The sequence below is a fragment of the Acinetobacter sp. YH12045 genome, from assembly GCF_013419925.1.
Taxonomy (GTDB): Bacteria; Pseudomonadota; Gammaproteobacteria; order Pseudomonadales; family Moraxellaceae; genus Acinetobacter; species Acinetobacter amyesii.
Map to the genome: position 1 here is coordinate 214,598 of NZ_VOZE01000004.1, position 26,227 is coordinate 240,824.

Consider the following 26,227-nt stretch of genomic DNA (forward strand, 5'->3'; position numbering starts at 1 on the left):
AATAGCCCTATAGACTGTATTTTAAAATTTATGAATATCCTTAAGATCGCAACTCGACAAAGCCCGCTTGCACTTTGGCAGGCGGAACATATTCGTGCACGCTTAGAAGCACTTCATGCAAATTTGAAAGTTGAGTTGGTGACTTTTGTGACCCAAGGTGACAAGATTCTAGATACCCCTTTAGCCAAAATTGGGGGAAAAGGATTATTTGTAAAAGAATTAGAAGCGGCGTTGTTGGATGGTCGTGCAGACTTAGCAGTTCATTCGATGAAAGATGTGCCGATGGCATTGCCTGAAGGTTTAAGCTTGGCCGTGATTTGTGAGCGTGAAGATCCATTAGATGCTTTCGTTTCAAATACCTATAACAGTTTTGATGATTTACCACAAGGTGCGAAGGTTGGGACATCGAGCTTGCGCCGCAAATGCCAAATTTTAAAACAACGTCCAGACCTCGAAATTATTGATCTGCGTGGCAATGTGGGTACGCGTTTATCTAAACTCGATGCGGGCAACTATGATGCGATTATTTTGGCCAGTGCAGGGTTGAAGCGTCTGGGTTTAGGAGAGCGTATTCGTCATACTCTTGAGCCTGTTGTGAGTTTACCCGCAGTTGGACAAGGTGCATTGGGCCTAGAATGTCGTAGCCAAGATCAAACTGTATTGGATTTAATTTTGCCCTTAATGCATACAGAGACCAATGCCTGTGTACGCGCAGAACGTGCATTTAATGCATATCTAGAAGGTGGCTGCCAAGTACCGATTGCAGGTTATGCAACCTTAGAAAATGGTCAGATTCATTTGGAAGGTCGTGTCGGTAGTGTTGACGGTCAAACCTTGTTGAAAGCACAGCAAGTAGGTTTTCCTGAACAAGCTGAACAGCTCGGTGTCAAATTGGCACAAGACTTGTTAGCCCAAGGTGCAGGTGAAATTTTAAAGGCACTGTATTAATACATGCTTTTTATCAATACACGTCCAGCAGATCGTGCAACGCAGCTTAGCTTGACGCTGCGCTCTGCGGGTGTTGCTGTGGCTGAGCTTCCATTACTTGAGCTCAAGCCACGGGCATGGTCAGAAGCATTGGCAGCGTGCTACGCCCAGTTGAGTGCTGCGGATGTATTGGTTGTGGTGAGCCCTTCTGCGGTTACCTTTGGAATGCAGGGTTTGCGTAAGGCAGGCATTTCACTTGATCAGCTCGAACATATTCAATGGGTTGCAGTCGGTGATGCAACTGCAGCAAAGCTAGCTGATTATGGCATTCACAGTGTCGTACCGCAGGTGGAAACCTCGGAGGGAATGCTCACCTTAAGCCATTTAGAACAATTGGAGACTGGGGCTTGCGTTGCATTTTGGCGCGGTGAAGGCGGTCGTCAATTTATGATGCAGCAGTTGCTAGCACGTGGCATTCAGGTTCTCAATTTTGTGCTATACGAACGGCATCTACCGGAAGAGACAACTCAAAAAGTAAAAACACTCATTTCTGAACATCAGTTGTCATCTCCATATTGTATGTTGATCACCAGTGAGGCCAGTTGGCTCAATTGGCTTGACCTGATTCAGTCGCATTTATCAGTACTGCGCCATGCACATTTTTTAGTTTTAGGTGTAAGGTTGTTCGAGCTACTTGAGCAAAGTCGTATAACACTGAACAAAGATTTTAAAATTATTCAACTCGAAGATTTAAACGCGACACACATATTGCAGCATGTGCAAGTCGTGCAGGGAAATACATGAAGAAGTTGTTTGTCGTTGTGGTCATTGTCGCCGTACTTTGGTTGGCTAAACTCAGTTTTGACCTATTTCAAGTCAATGCTCAACAAACCGAACTGATGCAACAGCAAACTTTATTGCAACAGCGCAATGCAGGTTTGAATGATCAGGTCGTGGCTTTGAAACGCCAGTTGAACGGCACAACGACCGAGATGTCGGCTGCAACGACATCGAATGCTTCAATCACTGCCGAGGCGACCCATAGCATTGAGCCGATGTTGGTTGTGGGCCAGCAACTTGATTTGGTTGAATTTGCCATGCAGCAACAACAATTTGTTGTCGCCTTGGAAAAATTAAATCAATTAGATCAACAATTAGATCAGTTGAGCTTGGCACCTGCACTGCGCATGAGTTTGCATCAGGTGATTCAAAAAGACCGTGAGACCTTAAAGCAATATGTGACAGAGCGTCAGTTGCAGTCTGATAAAGTGAAAAATACTCTGCAATCGATCGATCAATTGTTAGAAAAAGAAATATTAAAGCCCTATAGTTCTAAAGAGCAGCAAAAAGGTCTTTCTTTTTGGCAAAAATGGATTCAAGTCGAATCAGTCGAACAACCAAGTCCCGTATTAATGCAGCGTAGCTTGGTATTAAAAGAAATGCAGTTACGTTTAATTTTGGCTCAGCAAGTTTTAAATCAAGGACAATATCCTCAATTTCAACAAGAAATCACTGAAATTATGCAAATTATGCAGCAATTGCCAGATGCTTCATTAAAATCGATACGCCAACGTTTAGAACAATTAAAGGACATTCCGGTTATTTCTGTACCGCTATTAAATACTCGGGCACTCATAGGATAATCGACTATGAAACATATTTTATTGGCCTATTTGTTTATTAGCTTATTGGTTGTTGCCATTATTAGTTTGCTGAGTTTTGGACATGGAGCAGGCTATGTGTATTTATACTGGCGTGAATGGCAAGTTCAATCCAATATTTGGTTTTTAGCATTATTGCTGGCACTACTGAGTTTGATTGTGCAAATGCTTTGGTATGCGGTTAAACGCTATTTAAGTCGAGAACAACGTAAATCTGAAACCGTCTTTAGTTTTAATAAACTACATCCCTATGAACAATTGGCTGTTATTTGGCTTTTAAATGCTGCTCAAGATCAAAAAAACTTTATTCAGCAAGCTTTTACTGAATCTGGATTATTAAAAGGGGTGATCGATGCGCGTTTATATTGGATTCAGCAACAATATGAAACAGCATTAAATGCATTAACTCAGACCAATCCAATGGCTTTTGAGCTTGCAGAATTGCAACGGATTGAAATTTATTTATCTCAACAAGAGGGTGAAAAGGCTTTAACGCATCTTGAATTTTTAAATCAACATGAACTATCGCCATGGTTGCAAAAAGTCAGTAGTGCCTATGAGAAGCGCCTAACCACGCTATGGGGCATGTTTGCGTTGCAGTTTCCTTGGTTGTATTTGCGTTCGACACGTTATGGACATTTAGATGAGCTGACAAAACAAGCTTGGTTGGAGCAATTATTATCAGCGTTTGATCAAGCTGATGTCGATGACTTACAGTATTTAAAGCAGCGTTATTTGGATTTACAAGATCAAATCACAGAGCGTAAATATGCGGTCAAAGTGCTTTGGTTAAAAGTCTTGTCTCGTATGCCAGAGATGAGTCAGGAGCATGAGCAATTGGCCATTCATTTGCTGGAACAGCAATTTAACAAAGAAGTGTTCTTTTTGTGGTTCCAGCAAAAAATGCTGAAGCAAAACCCTGACTATGTGGCTGTAGAACAGCAGATTCAACGTTGGGAAGAAAAGTATCCTGCGCTGCCTGTTTTTAGTTTTGCAAAATGGAATATTTACCAAGCGACAGCACGTCAAGCTGAAGCAGATGCATTGTTAGAATTATATCCAAATGATGTATTAATGAGTTATTTACGCATTAAGTCAGCCTTAAATCAGCAGGATGACTTGATCAAACAATTAAATTTAATATTTGAAAATAATGCCAATTTTATGGAAATTCGAATATAAGGATATTATATGCAAGAAGATTTAGCTCAATATTCATTGGTTCATACTCAACACGTCGCTTGGGGGGATATGGATGCTTTTGGTCATGTAAATAACGTGCATTATTATCGTTATATGGAAAGTGCGCGGATTGGTTATTTAGATCAGTTGGATATATTTAATCAGTCTGTGGTTACGGTTGTGGCTTCAAGCCAGTGTAAATATTTAAGCCCCGTGATTTATCCTGATATTTTAAAAGTGGCAACGCGCGTTGAAGAATTAAGGAATAGTGCATTTCGTATGAGTTATATATTATGGAGTGAAAAGCAACAAAAAATCGTTGCAACAGGCGATGCAGTTATTGTGTGCGTGGATAAAACTACCCTACAAAAAACTTCAATTCCAGAAAGTATAAAAACTAAAATAAAAGCTTTGGAGATTTCAGTGGGAAATAATATTTAAATACAATTTAACTTTATATATTTTAATGAGTCGTGTTAAAATATTGTAGTAAAATGAAAGTTATTTATTGAATAAAAATTTTATTATAATATTATGAGCGAGTTTTCATAAGCATTATTAAAATGAAATTTCGGAGTTAAAGATTATGCCTGATATTAGTAATTTATCAGTTGAAGAGTTAAAGAAGCTTCAAGTAGAAGCTGAAGCACTGATTGCATCTAAAAAAGATCAAGCGATTGAAGATGCGTATAACCGTATTGTTGAAATTGCAGAAAATTTAGATTTAAGCGTTGAACAAATTCTTGAATTTGGTTTAAGCAAACGTAAAAAATCAACGCGTAAAGCGGTTGAGCCACGTTACCGTAGCAAAACCAATGCAGATGACACTTGGACTGGTCGTGGTAAACAACCACGTTGGTTAGTGGCTGAGTTAGAAAAAGGCGCGAAACTAGAAGACTTCTTAATTTAAGAACAATTCATGAAATCGTCATATCCTGAGTTCAGGATAATTAAACCAGGCAAATGCCTGGTTTTTTTATCTCTTTGAATTGGCTATGCAGAAAAAGTATGCATAATGTGTCTATAAAGAAAAATGTTTAAATGATGGAAAAAAATTGATGGATCGGTTGTGGTGGGATGATCAATAAAACTAATAATATTCGGTGGCTCATTTTTGCTGCGATCAGTTTTTTAATTTTCGTTATGCTGCAAGTGCCAGCAGCGTGGCTCATTACAAAGTTTTATAAAAATAACCAAATGCTACATAACGTCAGTGGCAATATTTGGCATGGGCAAGCAGATTGGACACGAGGAAATTTGAAAGGCTCGTTAAACTGGAACACACGCCCGTGGGACTTGATTTTATTACGCTTGGGTGCAAATGTTGAAATTCATAGTGGCAATACCAAACTGCAAGGTGTTATGGGGTATGGTTTTGGCAAAAGTATCAGCATCAAAAACTTAGAGGGTCAAATTGCTCCTGAAACCTTAAAAAGTTTTGCCGATTGGCAATGGCCAATGAATGCCATTCAATTAAAAGATGTGCAGTTTAAATATAAGCCACAACAGGGATTTAGTCGTTCATCAGGCGAGATACAGTGGGCAGGCGGGGATTTATCCTTTAGCTTTGCACAGCGTCAAGAGTCAATGAATGTGCCTGCCATGTTGGCCCAATTAAAAGATGATAATGGCAAATTATCGATTGATGTTCGAGATCAACGTGAACAAAAAATGATGAATTTGTCACTTGAGCCAGACCTCATGTTGGATGTGCAATTAACCCAGCGCTTTTTGATGAATGTTGCTTCCTATGAAGGTAAGGCAGGATTAGATACGTATGTGATTAGTTCGCGTCAACCCCTATTGAGTGGGGTGAACTGATGGCTGACTATTTCGAAAAAATCCGCGAGATCAATTGGAAGCAAACAGATCGACTTGCACCTGTGGTCTTGGTTTTAATAATTTTGTACCTGTGCTGGAAGTTAGCCGCTTTATTTTGGTTATTGATTGCACCGCCACAAGCCATGCAGTTAGACCGAGTTGAATTGGGTTCACAGCAAACGCAAGTTCCTAATATTAGCTCTTTTGCCTTGTTTCAGGAAAACCGCAGTTCAGCAGCTGACGCGCAGTTAAATATGGTGTTACAAGGTGTGGTGGTTGGACAGCCAAGTCGCTACTCGTCGGCAGTGATTAAGGTCAATGAGAGTTCAGATCGCTACTTGGTTGGAGAAACCATTCAAGGTTCATCATATCAACTGGCTGAAGTTTATTGGGATAAGGTGATTTTAACGCAGGGTAATGGTGCACGGCGTGAATTGGCGTTCCAAGGTATTGAAAACGGATTAGATCAACCGATTGTCCCTACAGCCAATGCAACATCAGGCGGATCTTTGCAGAATAACAGCATGCAAAATACAACTGATCCTGCAAATTTAGGGCAAAGCACAACGCAGTCCGCGATTGGTCAGGCCGTACAGCGCATGACTGAAAATCGTGAACAATATATGCAGGAAATGGGGGTAAATCCATCAGGTAATGGTGGGTTTGAGGTTTCAAATCGAACACCTGCAGCCTTGAGAAATAAATTGGGTTTGCAGCCGGGTGACCGCATCATGTCTTTAAATGGGCAGGCGGTCGGTGCGGGACAATCTGAGGCGCAATTATTAGAACAAGCCCGCCGTGAAGGGCAGGTGAAACTTGAAGTCAAACGTGGTGATCAAGTGATGACCATACAACAGGATTTTTAGTGATGTCTCATCACTTTATAGGGTTAGGAAACACAGGCGTATATGGCTTTATTTAATAATAACCGTTCAACTTTAGCTGCCTATGCCATGGTGCCCTTGGTTGCTATGGTCAGCACAGTAAGTTATGCACAAACTTGGAAAATCAATTTACGTGATGCAGATCTTACGGCATTCATTAATGAAGTCGCAGATATCACGGGGAAAAATTTTGCAGTTGATCCACGGGTACGAGGAAATGTAACGGTTATTTCCAATAAGCCTTTAAATAAAAATGAAGTCTATGACCTGTTTCTCGGTGTGTTGAATGTGAATGGTGTAGTGGCAATTCCATCGGGCAACACCATTAAACTGGTTCCAGACAGTAATGTAAAAAGCTCGGGCATTCCTTATGATGCGCGCCACCGTGCGTCTGGAGACCAAATTGTCACTCGAGTGATTTGGCTTGATAACACTAATGCCAACGACTTAATTCCAGCGTTGCGCCCATTGATGCCGCAATTTGCACATTTGTCAGCAGTGGCGGGGACCAATGCGCTTATCGTCTCAGATCGTGCAAGTAATATTTATCAGCTCGAAACGATTATTCGTAATTTAGATGGAACGGGTCAAAATGATATCGAAGCAGTGACGCTGCAATCGAGTCAGGCCGAAGAAATGATTGGACTGTTAGAGTCGATGAGTTCGACCGGCGCATCAAAAGACCCGAAAGGGTCACGAATTCGTATTATCGCGGACAATCGAACCAATCGCATTATCATTAAAGGTGATACAGCGACACGTAAGCGCATTCGTAAGATTATTGAAACCTTAGATGTGCCTGCAGCAGATCGATTGGGTGGATTGAAAGTTTTTCGTCTAAAGTATGCCAGTGCAAAAAACTTGTCGGAAATCTTACAAGGCTTGGTCACGGGGCAGGCCGTTTCGAGTACGAATTCATCGAATAGCTCAAATAGCAGCACGATGAACAGTTTAATGAATGATAATAACAGTTCAAATTCACAGTCATTCAGTTCACAAAATAACACCAGTTCAGGTATTAACCTCAACAGCAATAACTCTTCCAATAATACGCAAAATGGTATTTCAAGTTTTAATGCCAATGGCGTCAGTATTATTGCCGATACCACACAAAATGCACTGATTGTGAAAGCAGATCCGCAGCTCATGCGTGAAATTGAATCTGCGATTTCTCAGCTGGATATTCGTCGTCAGCAAGTGCTGATCGAAGCGGCGATTATTGAAGTCGAAGGCACGGATACCGATCAACTCGGTGTGCAATGGGCGTTGGGTGATATCAGTAGTGGTATCGGCTTAATTAACTTTGATAACTTTGGTTCTAGTTTAAAGAATATTGCCGCAGGATATTTAACTGGTGGCGCTGCGGGTGCAGGTAGCGCGGTGAGTGCCGGTACTTCTTTGGTCCTTGGTGATTATCGTGAAGGTAGTGATGGTTCACGCAAACTCTATGGTGCGATGATTCAGGCTTTAAAAGAAAAAACCAAATCGAATCTATTATCTACACCGTCAATTGTGACGATGGACAACGAAGAAGCCTATATTGTGGTGGGTGAAAACGTTCCATTTGTGACAGGTTCGGTCACCACCAATGGTGGCACAGCCAATCCATACACATCGATTGAGCGTAAAGATGTCGGTGTTACTTTGAAAGTTGTGCCGCATATTGGCGATGGTGGTTCGGTGCGTTTAGAGGTAGAGCAAGAAGTTTCTGATGTAAAAGACAATAAAGGCCAAGCGTCGGATTTGGTTACGACTAAACGCGCGATCAAAACCTCGATCTTGGCAGAGCATGGTCAAACGATTGTGTTGGGTGGTTTGATCTCTGACAATACCTTGCATGGACGTCAATCGGTTCCGGGGCTAGGGGCTATTCCTGTGCTAGGCAAACTCTTTAGCTCTGAAGGAAAATCCAACAGTAAACGTAATTTGCTGATCTTTATTCATCCGACTATTGTTGGAAATTCTGCCGATGTGAAGAAAATGTCTCAGCAGCGCTACAGTCAGCTCTATAGTCTGCAACTGGCATTGGATAATGACGGTAATTTTGCGAAATTACCTGAAAATGTGGACGATGTGTATCAGCAGCGCATACCTGTTTCAAAGGGTACAGCATCAGCCCCTGTGTATAAGACGGTACCTACAGCACCACAAACGACACAGCCAGCGGCAGTGGTCTCCACGCCAGTCGCCATTGAACCTGCGGTGAAGCGCCAAACCATTACCGTACCGAATGGCAAAGTGGCGGGCATGCCTTAGGTTAGACAGCAGAGTGGTTTAGCTTTGAAACCACTGCATGCTATGATGAAAAAAACGAGCAATAGAGAATTAACTTCATGACTTGGAAAATTCAAGCAATTTCTGGTGATTTAACAGGACAAGAAATTAGTATTGAACGAGATATGTTGGTGGGTCGCCACCAACAAGCAGATATTGTTTTGCAAGAATCTGATGTGTCGCGTAAACATGCTGCCTTTGTACTGAAAGATCAGGCACTCTGGTTGCAAGATCTTAATTCATCCAATGGGACGTTTATTAATGATGTCCGTTTGACTGGTGAATCACTTTTAAAAGAAGGTGATATTGTACAGTTTGCCAGTGTGAAGTTTAGTTTATTGGCTCCAGCTAAAGCTGTTCAGATTCCAGTGGATATCGAACAAAGCGTTGAAGCGTTGCAAACAGAAGAAATTACACTTGTTCAGCAGCCGTCTGAAGCTGTTGCAGTTTCTGAAACTGTGGCACAAGAGTCTGTAGCAAACACGTCTGAAACTAAGGCACAAGAGCCTGTCGTTAAAACCGCAGCACAACAAATGAATGATCAAGGTATGCCAGAGTTGAAAGAGCGAGATGGCTCGGTTCAATTGACTCGTGATGGTATGCCGACCAATGTAGGTGTGCCTAAACCTGCGCCAATCCCTGAGGGGGTTGACATTACTGCTGCTCCGAAAAATGAAGCATGTGATGTAGAAATTCCAGCGACATGTGTAGAGCAAGAGCGTGAAGCGCAAAAAAATGCCTCTGTGGGCTTAATCTCAGTCATTGTTTTAATCATTCTTGCAATTATTGCATGGGTCTTGTTTAAATAAACCGAGACATTCCTCAAAAGGCATGCATGGGCATGCCTTTTTTATGGGGAAAATTTACAAAAAAATAGAGGGACATTATGTTTGAAGTTCGTTTAGCAGAACGCCAAATGATTTTATTTGATCTGGATGGAACGCTAGTCGATTCAGCATCTGACTTACATCGTGCGATGAATATGAGTTTAAATGCGTTGCAATTACCGTTGGTCACAGAAGCGCAGGTGCGAAACTGGATTGGGAAAGGAACTTCATTGTTTTGTCATAGCGTACTTGAATACTTGACCGGGAAGGTGGATGCCGCACAGCACCATCTTTTACTGGAAACTTTTCTAAAGATTTACAATGCAGATCCTTGTGTTCTGACGCAGCCCTTTGACGGCATTCTAGCGTTCTTGGATTGGGCAAAAGCAGAAGAGAAAATTCTGATTTGTGTGACCAATAAACCAGAGCAACCGGCACGCAGTATTGTGCAGGCACTAGGTATGCATGAATACTTTGATGATGTGATTGGCGGAGATCGTTTTGAAGAGCGTAAACCACATCCCAAGCAGCTAGAGTATTGTGCGGAACATTATGCCTTGCCAAAACAGCAAATTTTGATGGTGGGTGATTCTGTCAATGATGTAGAGGCAGCACGTCGTGCGGGTATTGATTGTATTGTGGTCAGCTATGGCTATAATCATGGTGAAAATATTCGAGAGTGTCAGCCGCAGCACGTGGTTGATAACTTAAAAGAATTATTGGGTTGAAATAAGTAGGGTTAAGGAAGTGAAAATGAGCAACTGTGTAGGTTTTCGATGGCGTCACTCAATCAGCATGAGAAGAAATTAACTGAAATTGACCACGCGAAAAATAGAGAAACCGAGATGACTACACAAACTCAATTTGAACAACTGAAAACTGCTGGATATAACTTGATTCCAGTATATCGTCAGCGCTTGGCAGATACAGAAACTCCACTTTCTGTCTTTGCGCGATTAAAACAACATAAACAAGCCTATTTATTTGAATCTGTAGAGGGTGGCGAAAACTGGGCGCGTTACTCCATTATTGGCTTGGGCGAGTCCACCGTATTTTCGTGTAATGAAGGGCAGTTGACCGTTCAACATGCTGATGGCTCGGTTGAAAAACAACAATGTGCTGACCCATTTCAATACATTCGTGACTTCCAAGCACAATATAAAGTGCCTACACAGCAAGATTTGCCAGCGTTGCCGAGCTTTACCGGTGGATTGGTTGGATACTTTGGTTATGATGCTGTACGTTATATCGAACCAAAGCTCAATAATGTTCCAGAAGCTGACCCGGTCGGGATTCCGGATATTTGGATGATGCTATCAAAAACCGTCATCGTCTTTGATAACCTTAAGGATACCTTATTCTTAATTGTGCATGCCGATGTAAATGATGCTGAGGCCTATACCAAGGCGCAGCAACAATTGGATGAGCTAGAAGAACTTTTGGCAACCCCAATTGCACTCAAAGCAAATAAGCATACTGCACCACAGTTTGAATCCATCACCGGACACGATAACTTTATTGACTCTATTGCGAAAGTAAAAGAGTACATTAAAGCAGGTGATGTGATGCAGGTTGTGCCAGGTCATCGTATGGTATCCGATTTTGATGGTGAGCCTTTACAGGTCTATCGTGCACTACGTCACCTCAATCCATCGCCATATTTGTTCTTGGTGCAAGGGCAGACACTAGAAAATGACATTCCTTTTCATATCGTCGGTTCATCACCTGAAATTTTGTCCCGTTTAGAAAATGGTGTGGCAACAGTTCGTCCTTTGGCGGGAACGCGACCACGAGGTAAAACAAAAGAAGAAGATTTAGCGCTAGAAAAAGATTTGTTATCTGATGAAAAAGAAATTGCAGAGCATTTGATGTTGATCGATTTGGGGCGAAATGATGTTGGACGCGTTTCTAAAATCGGTAAAGTTCACGTGACTGATCAAATGGTGATCGAACGTTATTCGCATGTCATGCACATTGTGTCAAATGTGCAAGGTGAAGTACGTGATGATGTAGATGCTTTGGATGTTTTTAAGGCAACATTCCCTGCGGGTACGCTTTCAGGCGCACCAAAAATCCGTGCTATGGAAATTATTGACGAAGTTGAACCAGTAAAACGTGGAATTTTTGGTGGTGCTGTTGGTTATTTAGGCTGGCATGGCGAAATGGACATGTCGATTGCGATTCGTACCTGTGTAATTCGAGAAAATAAGGTCTATGTTCAGGCTGGAGCAGGGGTGGTTTATGACTCAAATCCTGAATCAGAGTGGAATGAAACCCAAATAAAAGCTCGCGCAGTGATCAAAGCGGTTGAATTATCATCAAATGGATTGATTTTATGAGTTTTTCACGTTTTTTTTAGAAAAAACACTTGCAAGGATTTCAAGATTTGCTAAACTGCACACCGTTCCGATACGAAACGTACGAAACACTAAGAAACGCCGGCATAGCTCAGTTGGTAGAGCAACTGACTTGTAATCAGTAGGTCCACAGTTCGAATCCGTGTGCCGGCACCATCTTAGAAAGTTTGAGAGTGAGTAGAAAGAACGACACTGAAGTAAGTGTAAAATGGTGAGGTTCCCGAGCGGTCAAAGGGGGCGGACTGTAACTCCGCTACGAAAGTTTCGAAGGTTCGAATCCTTCCCTCACCACCAATTTTAAGACTTCAATAAGTGGTTTGTACCAACATCGTGCGGGAGTAGCTCAGTTGGTAGAGCGGTAGCCTTCCAAGCTACATGTCGCGAGTTCGACCCTCGTCTCCCGCTCCATATCTATTGAAGTGCTTATATTTGCTCTTATAGCTCAGTGGTAGAGCACTCCCTTGGTAAGGGAGAGGTCTCGAGTTCAAATCTCGATAAGAGCTCCAGATTTTACAGTTTAGCAACTTTAAATGTTGCGCAAGATTCCAGAAGCAGGCTTTTTAGTCTGCTTTTCAAGTATTGGGTGTTTATTTTTTTTAGGCGATATGTCGGAGCTGGGTTTTACTCAGAATTGTGTTCGACGTAAACGAGGAAGAAAAGCATGGCTAAGGCTAAGTTTGAACGTAATAAGCCGCACGTTAACGTGGGCACAATCGGTCACGTTGACCATGGTAAAACGACTTTAACAGCTGCGATTGCAACTGTGTGTGCAAAAAAATTCGGTGGTGAAGCGAAAGATTACGCTGCAATCGACTCTGCACCAGAAGAAAAAGCACGTGGTATTACAATTAATACTTCACACGTAGAATACGATTCTCCAATCCGTCACTACGCTCACGTAGACTGCCCAGGTCACGCCGATTATGTTAAAAACATGATTACTGGTGCTGCGCAAATGGATGGTGCGATCCTTGTTTGTTCGGCGACTGATGGTCCAATGCCACAAACTCGTGAACACATCCTCCTTTCTCGTCAGGTAGGTGTACCTTATATCGTTGTATTCCTAAACAAATGCGATATCGTAGACGACGAAGAATTAATTGAATTAGTAGAAATGGAAGTTCGTGAACTTCTTTCTACTTATGACTTCCCAGGCGACGACACTCCAGTAATCCGTGGTTCTGCTCTTGCAGCGCTTAATGGTGAAGCTGGTCAATACGGCGAAGATGCTGTAGTTGCTCTTGTTGAAGCTCTTGACTCTTACATCCCAGAACCAGAACGTGCTATCGACCAAGCATTCCTTATGCCAATCGAAGACGTATTCTCAATTTCAGGTCGTGGTACAGTAGTAACTGGCCGTGTTGAAACTGGTATCGTGAAAGTAGGTGAAGAAGTTGAAATCGTCGGTATTAAAGATACAGTTAAAACAACTGTAACTGGCGTAGAAATGTTCCGTAAACTTCTTGACGAAGGTCGTGCGGGCGAGAACTGTGGTGTTCTTCTACGTGGTACTAAACGTGAAGACGTTCAACGTGGTCAAGTACTTGCTAAACCAGGTACAATCAAACCGCATACTAAATTCGACGCAGAAGTATACGTACTTTCTAAAGACGAAGGTGGTCGTCATACTCCATTCCTTAACGGTTACCGTCCACAGTTCTACTTCCGTACAACTGACGTAACTGGTGCGATCTCGCTTAAAGAAGGCGTTGAAATGGTTATGCCTGGTGACAACGTAGAAATGTCAGTAGAATTAATCCACCCAATCGCAATGGATGCTGGCTTACGCTTTGCAATCCGTGAAGGTGGCCGTACAGTTGGTGCGGGTGTTGTTTCTAAAGTAACTGCATAATATAATACAGTTATCTTTGTACAGATCGAGAGTTTCGACTCTCGATTTGCTCTGCAGGTCAGTAGTTCAATTGGTAGAGCGTCGGTCTCCAAAACCGAATGTTGGGGGTTCGAGTCCCTCCTGGCCTGCCAAATTTTTTTAAAAAGAAGCTTGATGCTGGCTCAACTGGTCATATAATAAGTCGCGAATCCTACGACGAGTACAAAAATGTCGAATGATAAATCGCGTGACGCATTAAGCGACGCGCCAATTCCTCAAAGAAATAATCCTGCTGAAGTTGTTAATTCTGGTTCCCCTTTAGACTATGTTCTATGGGTTATCGCGTTGATTTTACTCGGTAGTTCTATGATGGTGAATCAACATTTGCCAGCATACTGGGCACCAGCGAATGATGTTTGGGTCCGTGTTGGGGTAATTTTGGCTTGTATCATCGTGGCTTTAGGTTTATTATACGCCACCCATCAAGGCAAAGGCTTTGTTCGATTGTTGAAAGATGCTCGAATTGAGTTACGTCGAGTGACTTGGCCAACCAAGCAAGAGACCATGACCACATCTTGGCAGGTACTTGCGGTAGTCTTAGTGGCATCTATTTTATTATGGTGCTTTGACTATGCTTTGAGCTGGTTAATGAAGTTTATTATCGGGTAAGAGAGCTATGAAACGTTGGTACATTATTCATGCCTATTCAGGCTATGAAAAACAAGTGTTACGCTCACTTAATGATCGAATCCAGCGTAGCGCTGTAGCCGATAGCTTTGGTGAAGTCCTTGTCCCTACTGAAGAAGTAGTGGAAATGAAGGATGGTAAGAAACGTAAATCTGAGCGTAAATTCTTTCCTGGCTATGTGTTAGTCGAGATGGAAATGAATGATGAAACTTGGCACATTGTTAAAGAATGTCCAAAAGTATTAGGTTTCATCGGTGGTACTGCAGAAAAGCCTGCACCAATTACGCAAAAAGAAGCTGATGCGATTCTTGCACGTGTACGCAATACTGGCGAAGCACCTCGTCCTAAGACGATGTTTGAACCAGGTGAAGAATTACTCGTAATTGACGGTCCATTCACCGATTTTAAAGGCGTGGTGGAAGAAGTTCTATACGATAAGTCACGTTTAACGTTGACGATTAATGTATTTAATCGACCAACTCAGGTTGAGCTGGAATTTCGCCAAGTCGAAAAATCGGTTTAATTTAACTTGGTTGATAAACGCCCGATTTGTTATGAGTCGGGCATTGTTGTTGTAACGGTATCGTTACTTATATGTATGGGGAGCCTAGCGGCGTTAGTACCCAGAGGTAATTGAAATGGCTAAGAAGATTGACGGCTATATCAAGCTGCAAGTTCCAGCTGGTAAAGCAAATCCATCTCCACCGATTGGTCCTGCACTAGGTCAACGTGGTGTTAACATCATGGCATTCTGTAAAGAATTCAATGCTGCGACACAAAAAGTTGAAGCTGGTCTTCCAATTCCAGTAGTGATCACTGTGTACAACGACAAGTCGTTCACATTCATCATGAAAACTCCTCCTGCTGCGATTCTTCTTAAGAAAGCTGCGGGCATCCAAAAGGGTTCAGCTGTACCTAACAAAACTAAAGTTGGTAAGTTGACTCGCGCTCAATTAGAAGAAATTGCGACTACTAAAGAACCAGATCTTACTGGTGCTGATTTAGACGCACGTGTACGTACCATTGCTGGTTCTGCGCGTTCTATGGGCTTGGAAGTGGAGCTATAAGACATGGCTAAATTAACTAAACGTCAAAAAGCCATTGTTGCTGCTGTTGAAGCTAACAAAGTTTACACTTTGGAAGAAGCAGTTGCAGTTCTTAACGGCCTTCCAGCAGTAAAATTCAAAGAATCTTTGGATGTTGCTGTAAACCTAGGTGTTGATCCTCGTAAATCTGACCAAGTTGTTCGTGGCGCGACTACACTTCCTGCAGGTACTGGTAAAACTGTACGTGTAGCTGTGTTTGCTCAAGGCGCTGCTGCTGAAGCTGCTAAAGCTGAAGGCGCGGACGTTGTTGGTTTTGATGATCTTGCTGAAAGCATCCAAGCGGGTAACCTTGACTTTGACGTAGTAATTGCAGCTCCGGATGCAATGCGCGTTGTTGGTAAGTTAGGTACGATTCTTGGTCCACGTGGCTTAATGCCAAACCCTAAAGTGGGTACTGTAACTCCTGACGTAGCTTCTGCTGTTAAAAACGCGAAAGCTGGTCAAGCACGTTACCGTGTAGACAAAGCGGGTATTATCCACGCTGCGATCGGTCAAGTAGGTTTTACTGCTGAAGCTGTTCGTTCAAACGTTGAAGCTCTTGTAGCTGACCTTAAGAAAGCAAAACCTGCTACTTCTAAAGGTGTTTACATCCAAAAGATCACTTTAAGCTCAACTATGGGTCCTGGTCTTGTTGTTGATGTAGCAAACGTTTCTAAATAAGTTTCGACTTATTACAGAATTTTAAAGCCCTGAGTAATATTTAAAGCGCTGCTTTAAATATTACGCAAGAAGCACTTCGTCGTATATTGCGTAATTCAGGCAAACTTTGAATTGATAAATTTAGATTTATCAGCGTCAAAGACCTCAGGCGAGGGGAGTTTTATGCTTTCTTCTTAATAGGCCAGCCTGAGTAGACGCGGTGGTGTGATTTGTTCCTCCTCCGCGTGTTGGTTCAGTGATGAGCTAACGAATTGGGAGTGCATCTGTATAGGTGCATAAATCACCGTTAGGAGGTTTTACAATGGCTCTTCTTATCGAAGGCAAAAAACAGATCGTAGCTGAAGTAACTGAAGTTGCTTCTACTGCGTATGCTGCTGTTGTTGCTGACTATCAAGGTTTAACTGTTGAGCAATTAACTGCTCTACGTGTTGAAGCTCGTAAACTAGGTGTTGCTACTCGTGTAGTTCGTAACACTTTGGCTAAACGTGCTCTTCAAGATACTCAATTCAATATCTTGAGCGACAACCTTGTTGGCCCAACAATCTTAGCTTTCTCAACTTCTGAAGACGACATGGGCGCAGCTGCTCGTTTGTTCGAAGAATTTGCTAAAACTAATAAAGCATTTGAACTTAAAGCTGCTGCATTTGACGGTAAGGTTTATCAAGGTGCTGAAGTTAGCGTTATCGCGAACCTTCCAAACCAAGAGAAAGCGCTTACTATGCTTGCAAACGTTCTTCAAGCTCCTATTTCGAAATTGGGTCGCCTTATTACTGCGCTCAAAGAGAAAAACGAGTCAGAAGCTGCTTAAGCTTAAATCAATTTACACACCATTCAATACCCATTTGGAGTTACTCTCATGGCTTTAACAAACGAAGAAATCTTAAACGCAGTTGCTGAAAAAACTGTTCTTGAACTTGTTGAACTTATTTCTGCTTTCGAAGAAAAATTCAACGTATCTGCTGCTGCTGTAGCAGTTGCTGCTGCTCCTGGCGCTGCTGGTGCTGCTGCTGAAGAACAATCAGAATTCAACGTTGAGTTGACTTCTTTCGGTGCTAACAAAGTTGCTGTAATTAAAGCAGTTCGTGAAGCTACTGGCCTTGGTCTTAAAGAAGCTAAAGATCTTGTTGAAAGCGCTCCTTCAGTTCTTAAAGAAGGCGTTTCTAAAGAAGAAGGCGAAGAACTTAAGAAAAAACTTGAAGAAGCTGGTGCTACAGTTACACTTAAGTAATCTTAAGGGGAGTCGATTTTTTTATAATCGGCTCCAAAAAATGGCTGGTGGCCCTTGGGTCATCAGCCTTTTTGCGTTACAATAATCGGCTCGATTTTTGTTTGCATGATATAAAAATCATACAAATTAAAAATAATTTATAAAACCAAACGCTTACCAATATTTTTCAGTAAAAAATATTGTTAAGCGTTTTAATACCACTAAAAATTGCAGCATTTGTGAAAGTGGTGGCCATATCGGCCTGCGTAATTCCTTCTAAGTTCGTTCTGCAGGCGGACTTAGTTTACTTTCCGAGGACTCCAGATGGCATACTCATATACCGAAAAGAAACGGATCCGTAAGAATTTTGGTAAATTGCCCAAGGTAATGGATGTTCCGTACTTGCTCGCGATTCAAGTCGACTCGTACCGAACTTTCCTTCAAGACGGCAAAACTCCAAAAAACCGCGAAGATATCGGTCTCCAAGCCGCATTTCGTTCAGTTTTTCCTATTGAAAGTTATTCTGGCAATGCTGCTTTAGAATTTGTTGAGTATAGTCTTGGTAAGCCTGAATTTGATGTGCGCGAATGTATTCTTCGTGGCTCAACTTATGCGGCGCCAATGCGTGTAAAAATTCGTCTGATCATTAAAGATCGCGAAACTAAAACAATCAAAGATGTGCGTGAGCAAGAAGTCTACATGGGTGAAATGCCACTTATGACAGACAACGGTACCTTTGTGATCAATGGTACTGAGCGTGTAATCGTATCTCAATTACACCGTTCACCAGGTGTATTCTTTGACCACGATAAAGGCAAAACTCACTCTAGCGGTAAAGTTCTTTACTCTGCTCGTATCATTCCTTACCGTGGTTCATGGTTAGACTTTGAATTCGATGCAAAAGATCTTGTATATGTTCGTATTGACCGTCGTCGTAAATTACTTGCGACTGTTGTGCTTCGTGCCTTGGGTTATAACAACGAACAAATCCTAGACATGTTCTACGAAAAAGTACCTGTATATCTTGATATGGGTAGCTATCAAATTGACTTGGTTCCAGAACGTCTACGTGGCGAAATGGCACAGTTTGATATCGTGGGTACAGACGGTAAGACAATTGTTGAACAAGGTAAACGTATTAACGCGCGCCATGTTCGTCAAATGGAAGCAGCAGGTCTTGAAAAACTTTCTGTTCCTGATGAATACCTATATGAACGTATTGTTGCTGAAGATGTAACGTTACGTGATGGCGAAGTAATTGCTGCAAATACAGTACTAAGCCATGAAATTATGGTGAAATTGGCTGAAGGCGGCGTTAAACAATTCAACGTACTTTATACCAATGACATCGACCGTGGCCCATTCATTGCGGACTCTTTACGTGCAGATACTACAACTGGTCGTGAAGAAGCACTTGTAGAAATCTACAAAGTGATGCGTCCGGGTGAGCCACCAACAAAAGAAGCTGCTGAAAACTTATTCAACAACTTGTTCTTCTCTTCTGAACGTTATGACTTATCACCAGTAGGTCGTATGAAGTTCAACCGTCGTTTGGGTCGTCCTTACGAAGTGGGTACGGATCAGAAGTCTCGTGAAGTTGAAGGTATTCTTTCGAACGAAGACATCACTGATGTATTGAAAACATTAGTTGAAATCCGTAACGGTAAAGGTGAAGTCGACGATATCGATCACTTGGGTAACCGTCGTGTTCGTTCTGTTGGTGAAATGACAGAAAACCAATTCCGTGTTGGTCTAGTTCGTGTTGAACGTGCTGTTAAAGAACGTTTATCTCAAGCTGAAACTGATAACTTGTCTCCGCAAGATTTAATCAATGCGAAACCAGTTGCTGCTGCAATCAAAGAATTCTTTGGTTCAAGCCAGTTGTCTCAGTTCATGGACCAAAACAACCCGTTGTCTGAAATTACACACAAACGTCGTGTATCAGCATTGGGCCCAGGTGGTTTGACTCGTGAACGTGCGGGCTTCGAAGTACGTGACGTACATCAAACTCACTACGGTCGTGTATGTCCAATTGAGACTCCTGAAGGTCCAAACATTGGTTTGATCAACTCACTTTCTGTTTATGCGAAAGCGAATGATTTTGGTTTCTTAGAAACGCCTTACCGTAAAGTTGTTGATGGTCGTGTAACGGATGACGTTGAATACCTTTCTGCGATTGAAGAAGTAGGTACTGTGATTGCACAGGCCGATTCAGGTGTAGATAAAGACGGTAATTTAACAGAAGAATTTGTTTCTGTACGTCACCAGGGTGATTTCGTACGTATGCCTCCTGAAAAAGTGACGCATATGGACGTATCTGCACAGCAGGTGGTATCTGTTGCTGCATCACTTATTCCATTCCTTGAACACGATGATGCCAACCGTGCATTGATGGGTTCAAACATGCAACGTCAGGCAGTACCTACGTTGATCGCTGACAAGCCGCTTGTTGGTACAGGTATGGAAGCAAACGTAGCGCACGACTCAGGTGTATGTGTTCTTGCGAAACGTGGTGGCCGTATTGAATTCGTCGACGCGTCTCGTGTTGTTATTCGTGTAAACGAAGACGAAATGATCGCGGGTGAAGCGGGTGTAGATATCTACAACCTGATCAAATATACACGTTCTAACCAAAACACTTGTATTAACCAAAAAGTGCTTGTAAGCCTTGGTGATCAAGTGGGTCGTGGTGACGTATTAGCTGATGGTCCATCTACAGATGGCGGTGAATTGGCATTGGGTCAAAACATGCGCGTAGCATTCATGACTTGGAACGGTTACAACTATGAAGACTCGATCTTATTATCTGAGCGTGTGCTTCAAGAAGATCGTTTAACATCCATCCACATTCAAGAATTGTCATGTGTAGCACGTGATACTAAATTGGGTGCGGAAGAAATTACTGCCGATATCCCGAACGTGGGTGAAGCAGCACTTTCTAAACTTGATGAGTCAGGTATTGTTTACATCGGTGCTGAAGTAACAGCGGGCGATATCCTTGTAGGTAAAGTAACACCTAAGGGTGAAACCCAACTTACTCCGGAAGAAAAACTTCTTCGTGCAATCTTCGGCGAAAAAGCGGCTGACGTTAAAGATTCATCTTTACGTGTATCTTCTGGTGTTAAAGGTACTGTTATTGACGTTCAAGTGTTTACACGTGATGGTCTTGAAAAAGACGAACGTGCTCAAGCAATTGAAAAAGCTCAATTAGATGCTTACCGTAAAGATTTGAAAGAAGAATTCAAAATCTTTGAAGAAGCAGCTCGTGAACGTATTGTTCGTTTGTTGAAAGGTCAAGAATCGAATGGTGGCGGTACAACTAAACGCGGTGACAAATTAACTGAAGAGTTATTGTCTGGTCTTGAGTTGGTTGATCTTATTGAAATCCAACCAGTTGACGAAGCGATTGCTGAGCGTTTAACTCAAATTCAAGTGTTCTTGAAAGAGAAGAGCCTTGAAATTGACGAAAAATTTGCAGAGAAAAAACGTAAATTGTCTACAGGTGATGAGCTGACAACTGGTGTACTAAAAGTTGTTAAAGTTTATCTAGCTGTAAAACGTCGCATCCAACCGGGTGATAAAATGGCGGGTCGTCACGGTAACAAAGGTGTTGTATCAAACATCCTACCTGTAGAAGACATGCCACACGATGCAAACGGTGTTCCAGTTGATGTTGTACTTAACCCATTGGGTGTACCATCACGTATGAACGTGGGTCAGATTCTTGAAACTCACTTAGGTATGGCGGCTAAAGGTCTTGGCGATCAAATCGACAAGATGATGAAAGAGCAACGTACTGTACTTGAGCTTCGTGATTTCTTAGACAAGATTTACAACAAAGTTGGTGGCGAACAAGAAGATCTTGATAGCTTGACTGATGAAGAAATCTTGGTGCTTTCAGGTAACTTGCGTAAAGGTGTTCCTTTAGCAACACCGGTATTTGATGGTGCTGAAGAATCACAAATCAAAGAATTGTTAGAACTTGGTGGCATTTCACGTACTGGTCAAACAGTATTGTATGATGGTCGTACAGGTGAACGTTTTGACCGTCCAGTAACTGTGGGTTACATGTACATGTTGAAACTGAACCACTTGGTTGACGACAAGATGCATGCGCGTTCTACTGGTTCTTACTCTCTAGTAACTCAACAGCCGCTTGGTGGTAAAGCACAATTCGGTGGTCAGCGTTTCGGTGAGATGGAAGTATGGGCACTCGAAGCTTACGGTGCAGCATACACACTTCAAGAAATGCTTACTGTGAAGTCGGATGACGTTGAAGGTCGTACCCGTATCTATAAGAACATTGTAGATGGTAACCATTACATGGACCCAGGTATGCCTGAATCGTTCAACGTATTGACCAAAGAGATCCGTTCTTTAGGTATCAACATTGAACTGAAAAATGGTGACTAATTAGTTCCATTGAATCTCCCTTGCGAAGCAGTGCTTCTCACCTCTTTAATCAAGAGGGGCAAGGGGGATTTCTCAGTTAAAAAAACAATATTTGTGACCCAGTTGTGAAGTGAAAATCTCCACAACACACGGAGAAAAAAATTGAAAGACTTGCTCGATATCATGCGCAAAAAGACGGATTCAGACGGTCATGCTCCTGTAGAGTTTGATCGCATCCGTATTGGTCTTGCGTCACCAGAAATGATTAAGTCGTGGTCTCATGGTGAAGTTAAAAAGCCTGAAACCATTAACTACCGTACGTTCAAACCTGAACGTGATGGTTTATTCTGTGCCAAAATCTTTGGTCCAGTAAAAGATTACGAATGCTTGTGTGGTAAATACAAGCGTATGAAATACAAAGGCGTCATTTGTGAAAAATGTGGCGTTGAAGTAACAACTGCAAAAGTACGTCGTGAGCGTATGGGTCATATTGACCTTGCTTCTCCAGTTGCACATATTTGGTTCTTAAAATCACTTCCTAGCCGTATCGGTCTGCTTTTAGACATGACTTTACGTGATATCGAACGTGTATTGTATTTCGAATCATACGTTGTAACTGACCCAGGTATGACTCCACTTGAGAAATACCAACTTCTAAACGATGAAGAATACTTCACTGCTTTAGAAGAACACGGTGATGAATTCACTGCGAAAATGGGTGCGGAAGCAGTTCAAGACTTGTTGAAAGACATCGATCTTGAAGCTGAAATTTCTCGTCTGCGTGAAGAAATTCCAAATACGACTTCAGAAACAAAGCTTAAAAAAGCTTCTAAACGTCTGAAATTGATGGAAGCGTTCAAAGAATCGAACAATAAGCCAGAATGGATGGTGATGAATGTACTTCCAGTACTTCCACCTGATCTTCGTCCGTTGGTTCCTCTAGAAGGTGGTCGTTTTGCGACTTCTGACTTGAACGATCTTTACCGTCGTGTAATCAACCGTAACAACCGTTTGAAACGTCTTCTAGACCTTGCAGCACCAGACATTATCGTACGTAACGAAAAACGTATGTTACAAGAGTCTGTTGATGCATTACTTGATAACGGTCGTCGTGGTCGCGCAATTACTGGTTCGAATAAACGTCCTCTTAAATCTTTGGCAGACATGATCAAAGGTAAACAAGGTCGTTTCCGTCAAAACTTATTGGGTAAACGTGTCGATTACTCTGGTCGTTCGGTAATTACCGTAGGTCCGACTTTACGTCTTCACCAATGTGGTCTTCCGAAAAAAATGGCGCTTGAATTATTCAAACCATTCATTTTTGCGAAACTACAAGCATCTGGCCAAGCGACAACCATTAAAGCTGCGAAGAAAATGGTTGAGCGTGAAACTCCAGAAGTTTGGGACGTACTTGCTCACGTAATTCGTCAACATCCAGTGATGTTGAACCGTGCGCCTACACTTCACCGTTTGGGTCTTCAAGCATTTGAACCAACCCTGATTGAAGGTAAAGCGATCCGTCTTCACCCGTTAGTTTGTGCGGCATTTAACGCCGACTTCGACGGTGACCAAATGGCGGTACACGTACCATTAACACTTGAAGCTCAGTTAGAAGCTCGTGCGTTAATGATGTCAACAAACAACATTCTTTCTCCTGCGAACGGTGAGCCAATCATCGTACCTTCTCAGGACGTTGTCTTAGGCTTGTACTACATCACTCGTGATGCGATCAATGCCAAAGGTGAAGGCATGGTGTTTGCGGATACTGACGAAGTAAACCGTGCACTTGCAACAGGTCAAGTTGATTTACACGCTCGCGTAAAAGCACGTGTACACCAAACTGTCATTGACGAAAATGGTAACCGTGAACAACAAACCATTGTTGTAGACACAACTCCAGGTCGTTGTTTACTTTGGGAAGTTGTACCTGAAGGTATGGATTTCCAACAAATCAACGTTGAGATGACTAAAAAGAACATCTCTAAATTGATCAACTCTTGCTACCGTAAATTGGGTCTAAAAGATACTGTTATCTTTGCTGACCAATTAATGTACTTGGGCTTCCGTCAAGCGACTCACTCAGGTGTGTCTGTTGGTATGGAAGACATGTTAATTCCGCCACAAAAACAAGCAATTATCGAAAAAGCTGAAGTTGAAGTTCGTGAAATCGAACAACAGTTTGAGCAAGGTTTCGTAACTGCCGGCGAACGATATAACAAAGTTGTCGATATTTGGGCGCGTACAAACGACCAAGTAGCGAAAGCGATGATGGACAACTTGTCTTTCACAACTGTTAAAAACAAACAGGGTGAAGACGAGAAACAAAAATCATTCAACTCGATTTACATGATGTCTGACTCAGGTGCCCGTGGTTCGGCAGCTCAGATTCGTCAGTTAGCGGGTATGCGTGGTTTGATGGCAAAACCAGATGGTTCGATCATTGAAACACCAATTAAAGCAAACTTCCGTGAAGGTTTGACCGTACTTCAGTACTTCATTTCAACACACGGTGCACGTAAAGGTTTGGCCGATACTGCATTGAAAACTGCGAACTCAGGTTACTTGACTCGTCGTTTGGTTGACGTAGCACAAGACTTGGTAATTACTGAGCCAGATTGTGGTACTTTCGACGGTCTTGTAATGACTCCATTCATTCAAGGTGGCGATGTCATCGAGAACTTAGGTACTCGAGTATTGGGTCGTGTACTTGCTGAAGATGCGAAGAAACCAGGTTCGGATGATGTGATTCTTCCACGTAATACATTAATCGACGAAAAACTTGCAAACTACTTAGAAGAGCAAGGTGTCGATGAAGTGAAAGTACGTTCAGTTGTAAACTGTGAATCTACTTTCGGTGTATGTGCGAAATGTTACGGTCGTGACCTTGCTCGCGGTCACTTGGTGAATCCAGGTGAATCTGTGGGTGTAATGGCTGCTCAATCAATTGGTGAGCCAGGTACACAGTTAACAATGCGTACGTTCCACGTAGGTGGTGCTGCGAGCCGAACTTCTGCTGCTAACAGCGTACAAGTTCGTAACAAAGGTACAGTACGTTTCCACAATGTGAAAACAGTACAACACGCTAAAGGTCACTTGGTATCAACTTCACGTTCAGGTGAAATCGGTATTGCGGATGACATCGGTCGTGAACGCGAACGTTACAAAATTCCATACGGTGCTTCAATCATCATTAAAGATGGAGAAGCTGTGGAAGCTGGCGGTATCGTAGCGACTTGGGATCCGCATACACATCCATTGGTTACCGAAGTTGCAGGTAAAGTGCGTTTCAGCCAAATCGCTGATGGCGTAACTGTGACATCGAAAACTGATGATGCAACAGGTATGACGACTATTGAGGTACTTCCAGTAACTTCACGTCCAGCATCTGGTAAAGATATGCGTCCAGCTGTTGTATTGGATACAACAGATGGCGGCGAACAGTTCTACTTCCTACCACAAAACACGATTCTGACTGTGCGCGACGGCGAAACAATTGGTGTCGGTGACGTTATTGGTCGTGTACCACAAGAATCTTCACGTACACGTGATATTACCGGTGGTCTACCGCGTGTAGCTGACTTGTTCGAAGCACGTAAACCGAAAGAACATGCGATCCTTGCTGAAATTTCAGGTATCGTAAGCTTCGGTAAAGAGACCAAAGGTAAGAACCGTCTTGTGATTACTCCGGATGATGGCTCTGAGATTTACGAAGAGCTAATTCCGAAATGGCGTACGATTAACGTGTTCGAAGGCGAGCATGTGAACCGTGGTGAAACCATTTCTGATGGTCCGCAAAACCCACACGACATCTTACGTTTGAAAGGCGAAGTTGCACTGACAAATTACATCGTGAACGAAGTTCAGGACGTATACCGTCTGCAAGGTGTAAAAATCAACGACAAGCACATTGAAGTGATCGTACGTCAAATGCTTCGTAAAGTTGAAATCACTGACGGTGGTGATACAAGCTTTATCAAAGGCGAGCAAGTGGAATACATCCGCGTTGTTCAAGAAAACCAAGCTGTGGCAGCTCAGAACAAGTTCCCAGCGAAGTTTGAACGTCAATTGATGGGTATTACCAAAGCGTCGCTTTCTACTGACTCGTTCATTTCTGCTGCATCGTTCCAGGAAACAACTCGTGTGTTAACTGAAGCTGCTGTAACAGGTAAAGAAGATGAATTACGTGGTCTGAAAGAAAACGTAGTTGTAGGTCGTCTGATCCCAGCGGGTACAGGTTTGGCTTACCACTTAGAACGTCGTCGTCAAGAGTCTGAAGCTGCAGAGCTTGAGCTTCACAATGATTTCTCTGATGTAGATCAAGCATTAAGCCAAGCATTTAGCGATGAATTTAACGGTCTTTAATTAGCCCTTAAATCTTTCAAAAAAGCCACCTTTGGGTGGCTTTTTTTAT

The 26,227-nt window shown here is 42.4% G+C and carries 21 protein-coding genes and 5 tRNA genes; all 26 read left to right on the forward strand.

Translation table 11 applies throughout. The features are described 5' to 3' along the window. Positions 1 to 30: 30 nt before the first annotated feature. The 26 genes from hemC to rpoC all read left to right on the forward strand — a co-directional run bounded on the left by hemC (position 31) and on the right by rpoC (position 26,178). Positions 31 to 948: a hydroxymethylbilane synthase gene (gene hemC, locus FTU02_RS07615; RefSeq protein ID WP_218948553.1), complete on the forward strand. Its 918-nt coding sequence runs from the start codon at positions 31 to 33 to the stop codon at positions 946 to 948. Positions 949 to 951: 3 nt separating this feature from the next. After that, the gene (locus tag FTU02_RS07620; protein WP_180156572.1) at positions 952 to 1,731 is read left to right on the forward strand and encodes a uroporphyrinogen-III synthase; all 780 of its coding nucleotides are present in this window, start codon (positions 952 to 954) and stop codon (positions 1,729 to 1,731) included. Further along, entirely contained in the window at positions 1,728 to 2,570 is an 843-nt protein-coding gene (locus FTU02_RS07625) for a hypothetical protein (RefSeq protein WP_180156574.1), read from the forward strand. The genes FTU02_RS07620 and FTU02_RS07625 overlap by 4 nt, the downstream gene beginning before the upstream one ends. Before the next feature lie 6 nt (positions 2,571 to 2,576). After that, on the forward strand, positions 2,577 to 3,770 hold the full coding sequence (locus tag FTU02_RS07630) for a heme biosynthesis protein HemY (protein WP_180156576.1): 1,194 nt from the start codon (positions 2,577 to 2,579) through the stop codon (positions 3,768 to 3,770). Between the two features lie 9 nt (positions 3,771 to 3,779). Next, entirely contained in the window at positions 3,780 to 4,211 is a 432-nt protein-coding gene (locus FTU02_RS07635; protein ID WP_180156578.1) for a thioesterase family protein, read from the forward strand. A gap of 142 nt (positions 4,212 to 4,353) precedes the next feature. Then, positions 4,354 to 4,680 carry an H-NS family nucleoid-associated regulatory protein gene (locus FTU02_RS07640; RefSeq protein ID WP_180007248.1) on the forward strand — a complete coding sequence of 109 codons (327 nt, stop codon included), beginning with the start codon at positions 4,354 to 4,356 and terminating at the stop codon, positions 4,678 to 4,680. A 167-nt stretch (positions 4,681 to 4,847) separates the two neighbouring features. Next, entirely contained in the window at positions 4,848 to 5,591 is a 744-nt protein-coding gene (gene gspN / locus FTU02_RS07645) for a type II secretion system protein N (protein WP_180065795.1), read from the forward strand. After that, positions 5,591 to 6,457 carry a type II secretion system protein N gene (locus tag FTU02_RS07650; RefSeq protein ID WP_180156580.1) on the forward strand — a complete coding sequence of 289 codons (867 nt, stop codon included), beginning with the start codon at positions 5,591 to 5,593 and terminating at the stop codon, positions 6,455 to 6,457. Before gspN ends, FTU02_RS07650 begins: the two co-directional genes overlap by 1 nt. Positions 6,458 to 6,499: 42 nt before the next feature. Beyond that, complete coding sequence (gspD, locus tag FTU02_RS07655) at positions 6,500 to 8,731, forward strand: type II secretion system secretin GspD (protein WP_180156582.1); 2,232 nt, start codon at positions 6,500 to 6,502, stop codon at positions 8,729 to 8,731. A gap of 77 nt (positions 8,732 to 8,808) precedes the next feature. After that, the gene (locus FTU02_RS07660) at positions 8,809 to 9,558 is read left to right on the forward strand and encodes an FHA domain-containing protein (protein WP_180156584.1); all 750 of its coding nucleotides are present in this window, start codon (positions 8,809 to 8,811) and stop codon (positions 9,556 to 9,558) included. Positions 9,559 to 9,635: 77 nt separating this feature from the next. Then, a complete protein-coding gene (gene gph, locus FTU02_RS07665) occupies positions 9,636 to 10,304 on the forward strand; it encodes a phosphoglycolate phosphatase (RefSeq protein ID WP_180113619.1) in 669 nt (222 codons plus the stop codon). A gap of 117 nt (positions 10,305 to 10,421) precedes the next feature. Next, entirely contained in the window at positions 10,422 to 11,915 is a 1,494-nt protein-coding gene (gene trpE, locus FTU02_RS07670) for an anthranilate synthase component I (RefSeq protein WP_078193306.1), read from the forward strand. Between the two features lie 98 nt (positions 11,916 to 12,013). Continuing rightward, positions 12,014 to 12,089, forward strand: a tRNA-Thr gene (locus FTU02_RS07675). Positions 12,090 to 12,143: 54 nt separating this feature from the next. Next, positions 12,144 to 12,227, forward strand: a tRNA-Tyr gene (locus FTU02_RS07680). Positions 12,228 to 12,265: 38 nt separating this feature from the next. Next, positions 12,266 to 12,341, forward strand: a tRNA-Gly gene (locus tag FTU02_RS07685). A 23-nt stretch (positions 12,342 to 12,364) separates the two neighbouring features. Continuing rightward, positions 12,365 to 12,439, forward strand: a tRNA-Thr gene (locus tag FTU02_RS07690). 155 nt (positions 12,440 to 12,594) lie between these two features. After that, complete coding sequence (gene tuf / locus FTU02_RS07695; RefSeq protein ID WP_180077405.1) at positions 12,595 to 13,785, forward strand: elongation factor Tu; 1,191 nt, start codon at positions 12,595 to 12,597, stop codon at positions 13,783 to 13,785. Positions 13,786 to 13,840: 55 nt separating this feature from the next. Continuing rightward, positions 13,841 to 13,916 (forward strand) — tRNA-Trp (locus FTU02_RS07700). Positions 13,917 to 13,992: 76 nt separating this feature from the next. Beyond that, positions 13,993 to 14,433, forward strand: a complete 441-nt coding sequence (secE, locus tag FTU02_RS07705) for a preprotein translocase subunit SecE (RefSeq protein WP_078189832.1) — start codon at positions 13,993 to 13,995, stop codon at positions 14,431 to 14,433. 7 nt (positions 14,434 to 14,440) lie between these two features. Beyond that, positions 14,441 to 14,974, forward strand: a complete 534-nt coding sequence (nusG, locus tag FTU02_RS07710; protein WP_078189831.1) for a transcription termination/antitermination protein NusG — start codon at positions 14,441 to 14,443, stop codon at positions 14,972 to 14,974. Between the two features lie 115 nt (positions 14,975 to 15,089). Then, positions 15,090 to 15,518: a 50S ribosomal protein L11 gene (gene rplK / locus FTU02_RS07715; RefSeq protein ID WP_004868049.1), complete on the forward strand. Its 429-nt coding sequence runs from the start codon at positions 15,090 to 15,092 to the stop codon at positions 15,516 to 15,518. A 3-nt stretch (positions 15,519 to 15,521) separates the two neighbouring features. Next, positions 15,522 to 16,217, forward strand: coding sequence for a 50S ribosomal protein L1 (gene rplA, locus FTU02_RS07720; RefSeq protein ID WP_078189830.1), 696 nt, complete (start codon positions 15,522 to 15,524; stop codon positions 16,215 to 16,217). 301 nt (positions 16,218 to 16,518) lie between these two features. Further along, a complete protein-coding gene (gene rplJ, locus FTU02_RS07725; RefSeq protein ID WP_111885844.1) occupies positions 16,519 to 17,025 on the forward strand; it encodes a 50S ribosomal protein L10 in 507 nt (168 codons plus the stop codon). A 48-nt stretch (positions 17,026 to 17,073) separates the two neighbouring features. Further along, positions 17,074 to 17,445, forward strand: coding sequence for a 50S ribosomal protein L7/L12 (gene rplL / locus FTU02_RS07730; protein WP_078189828.1), 372 nt, complete (start codon positions 17,074 to 17,076; stop codon positions 17,443 to 17,445). Between the two features lie 303 nt (positions 17,446 to 17,748). After that, entirely contained in the window at positions 17,749 to 21,837 is a 4,089-nt protein-coding gene (gene rpoB, locus FTU02_RS07735; RefSeq protein WP_180024736.1) for a DNA-directed RNA polymerase subunit beta, read from the forward strand. 141 nt (positions 21,838 to 21,978) lie between these two features. Further along, positions 21,979 to 26,178, forward strand: coding sequence for a DNA-directed RNA polymerase subunit beta' (gene rpoC / locus FTU02_RS07740; RefSeq protein ID WP_078192842.1), 4,200 nt, complete (start codon positions 21,979 to 21,981; stop codon positions 26,176 to 26,178). Positions 26,179 to 26,227 lie beyond the last annotated feature (49 nt).

Excerpts from the sequence above, each read along its gene's own strand:
- secE (WP_078189832.1), top strand. The coding sequence starts at position 13,993 with ATGTCGAATGATAAATCGCGTGACGCATTAAGCGACGCGCCAATTCCT.
- rplL (WP_078189828.1), top strand. The coding sequence starts at position 17,074 with ATGGCTTTAACAAACGAAGAAATCTTAAACGCAGTTGCTGAAAAAACT.
- FTU02_RS07660 (WP_180156584.1), top strand. The coding sequence starts at position 8,809 with ATGACTTGGAAAATTCAAGCAATTTCTGGTGATTTAACAGGACAAGAA.
- nusG (WP_078189831.1), top strand. The coding sequence starts at position 14,441 with ATGAAACGTTGGTACATTATTCATGCCTATTCAGGCTATGAAAAACAA.
- gspD (WP_180156582.1), top strand. The coding sequence starts at position 6,500 with ATGGCTTTATTTAATAATAACCGTTCAACTTTAGCTGCCTATGCCATG.
- FTU02_RS07620 (WP_180156572.1), top strand. The coding sequence starts at position 952 with ATGCTTTTTATCAATACACGTCCAGCAGATCGTGCAACGCAGCTTAGC.
- rplJ (WP_111885844.1), top strand. The coding sequence starts at position 16,519 with ATGGCTCTTCTTATCGAAGGCAAAAAACAGATCGTAGCTGAAGTAACT.
- rplA (WP_078189830.1), top strand. The coding sequence starts at position 15,522 with ATGGCTAAATTAACTAAACGTCAAAAAGCCATTGTTGCTGCTGTTGAA.
- tuf (WP_180077405.1), top strand. The coding sequence starts at position 12,595 with ATGGCTAAGGCTAAGTTTGAACGTAATAAGCCGCACGTTAACGTGGGC.
- rpoB (WP_180024736.1), top strand. The coding sequence starts at position 17,749 with ATGGCATACTCATATACCGAAAAGAAACGGATCCGTAAGAATTTTGGT.
- rplK (WP_004868049.1), top strand. The coding sequence starts at position 15,090 with ATGGCTAAGAAGATTGACGGCTATATCAAGCTGCAAGTTCCAGCTGGT.
- gspN (WP_180065795.1), top strand. The coding sequence starts at position 4,848 with ATGATCAATAAAACTAATAATATTCGGTGGCTCATTTTTGCTGCGATC.
- FTU02_RS07635 (WP_180156578.1), top strand. The coding sequence starts at position 3,780 with ATGCAAGAAGATTTAGCTCAATATTCATTGGTTCATACTCAACACGTC.
- FTU02_RS07630 (WP_180156576.1), top strand. The coding sequence starts at position 2,577 with ATGAAACATATTTTATTGGCCTATTTGTTTATTAGCTTATTGGTTGTT.
- gph (WP_180113619.1), top strand. The coding sequence starts at position 9,636 with ATGTTTGAAGTTCGTTTAGCAGAACGCCAAATGATTTTATTTGATCTG.
- hemC (WP_218948553.1), top strand. The coding sequence starts at position 31 with ATGAATATCCTTAAGATCGCAACTCGACAAAGCCCGCTTGCACTTTGG.
- FTU02_RS07650 (WP_180156580.1), top strand. The coding sequence starts at position 5,591 with ATGGCTGACTATTTCGAAAAAATCCGCGAGATCAATTGGAAGCAAACA.
- FTU02_RS07625 (WP_180156574.1), top strand. The coding sequence starts at position 1,728 with ATGAAGAAGTTGTTTGTCGTTGTGGTCATTGTCGCCGTACTTTGGTTG.
- trpE (WP_078193306.1), top strand. The coding sequence starts at position 10,422 with ATGACTACACAAACTCAATTTGAACAACTGAAAACTGCTGGATATAAC.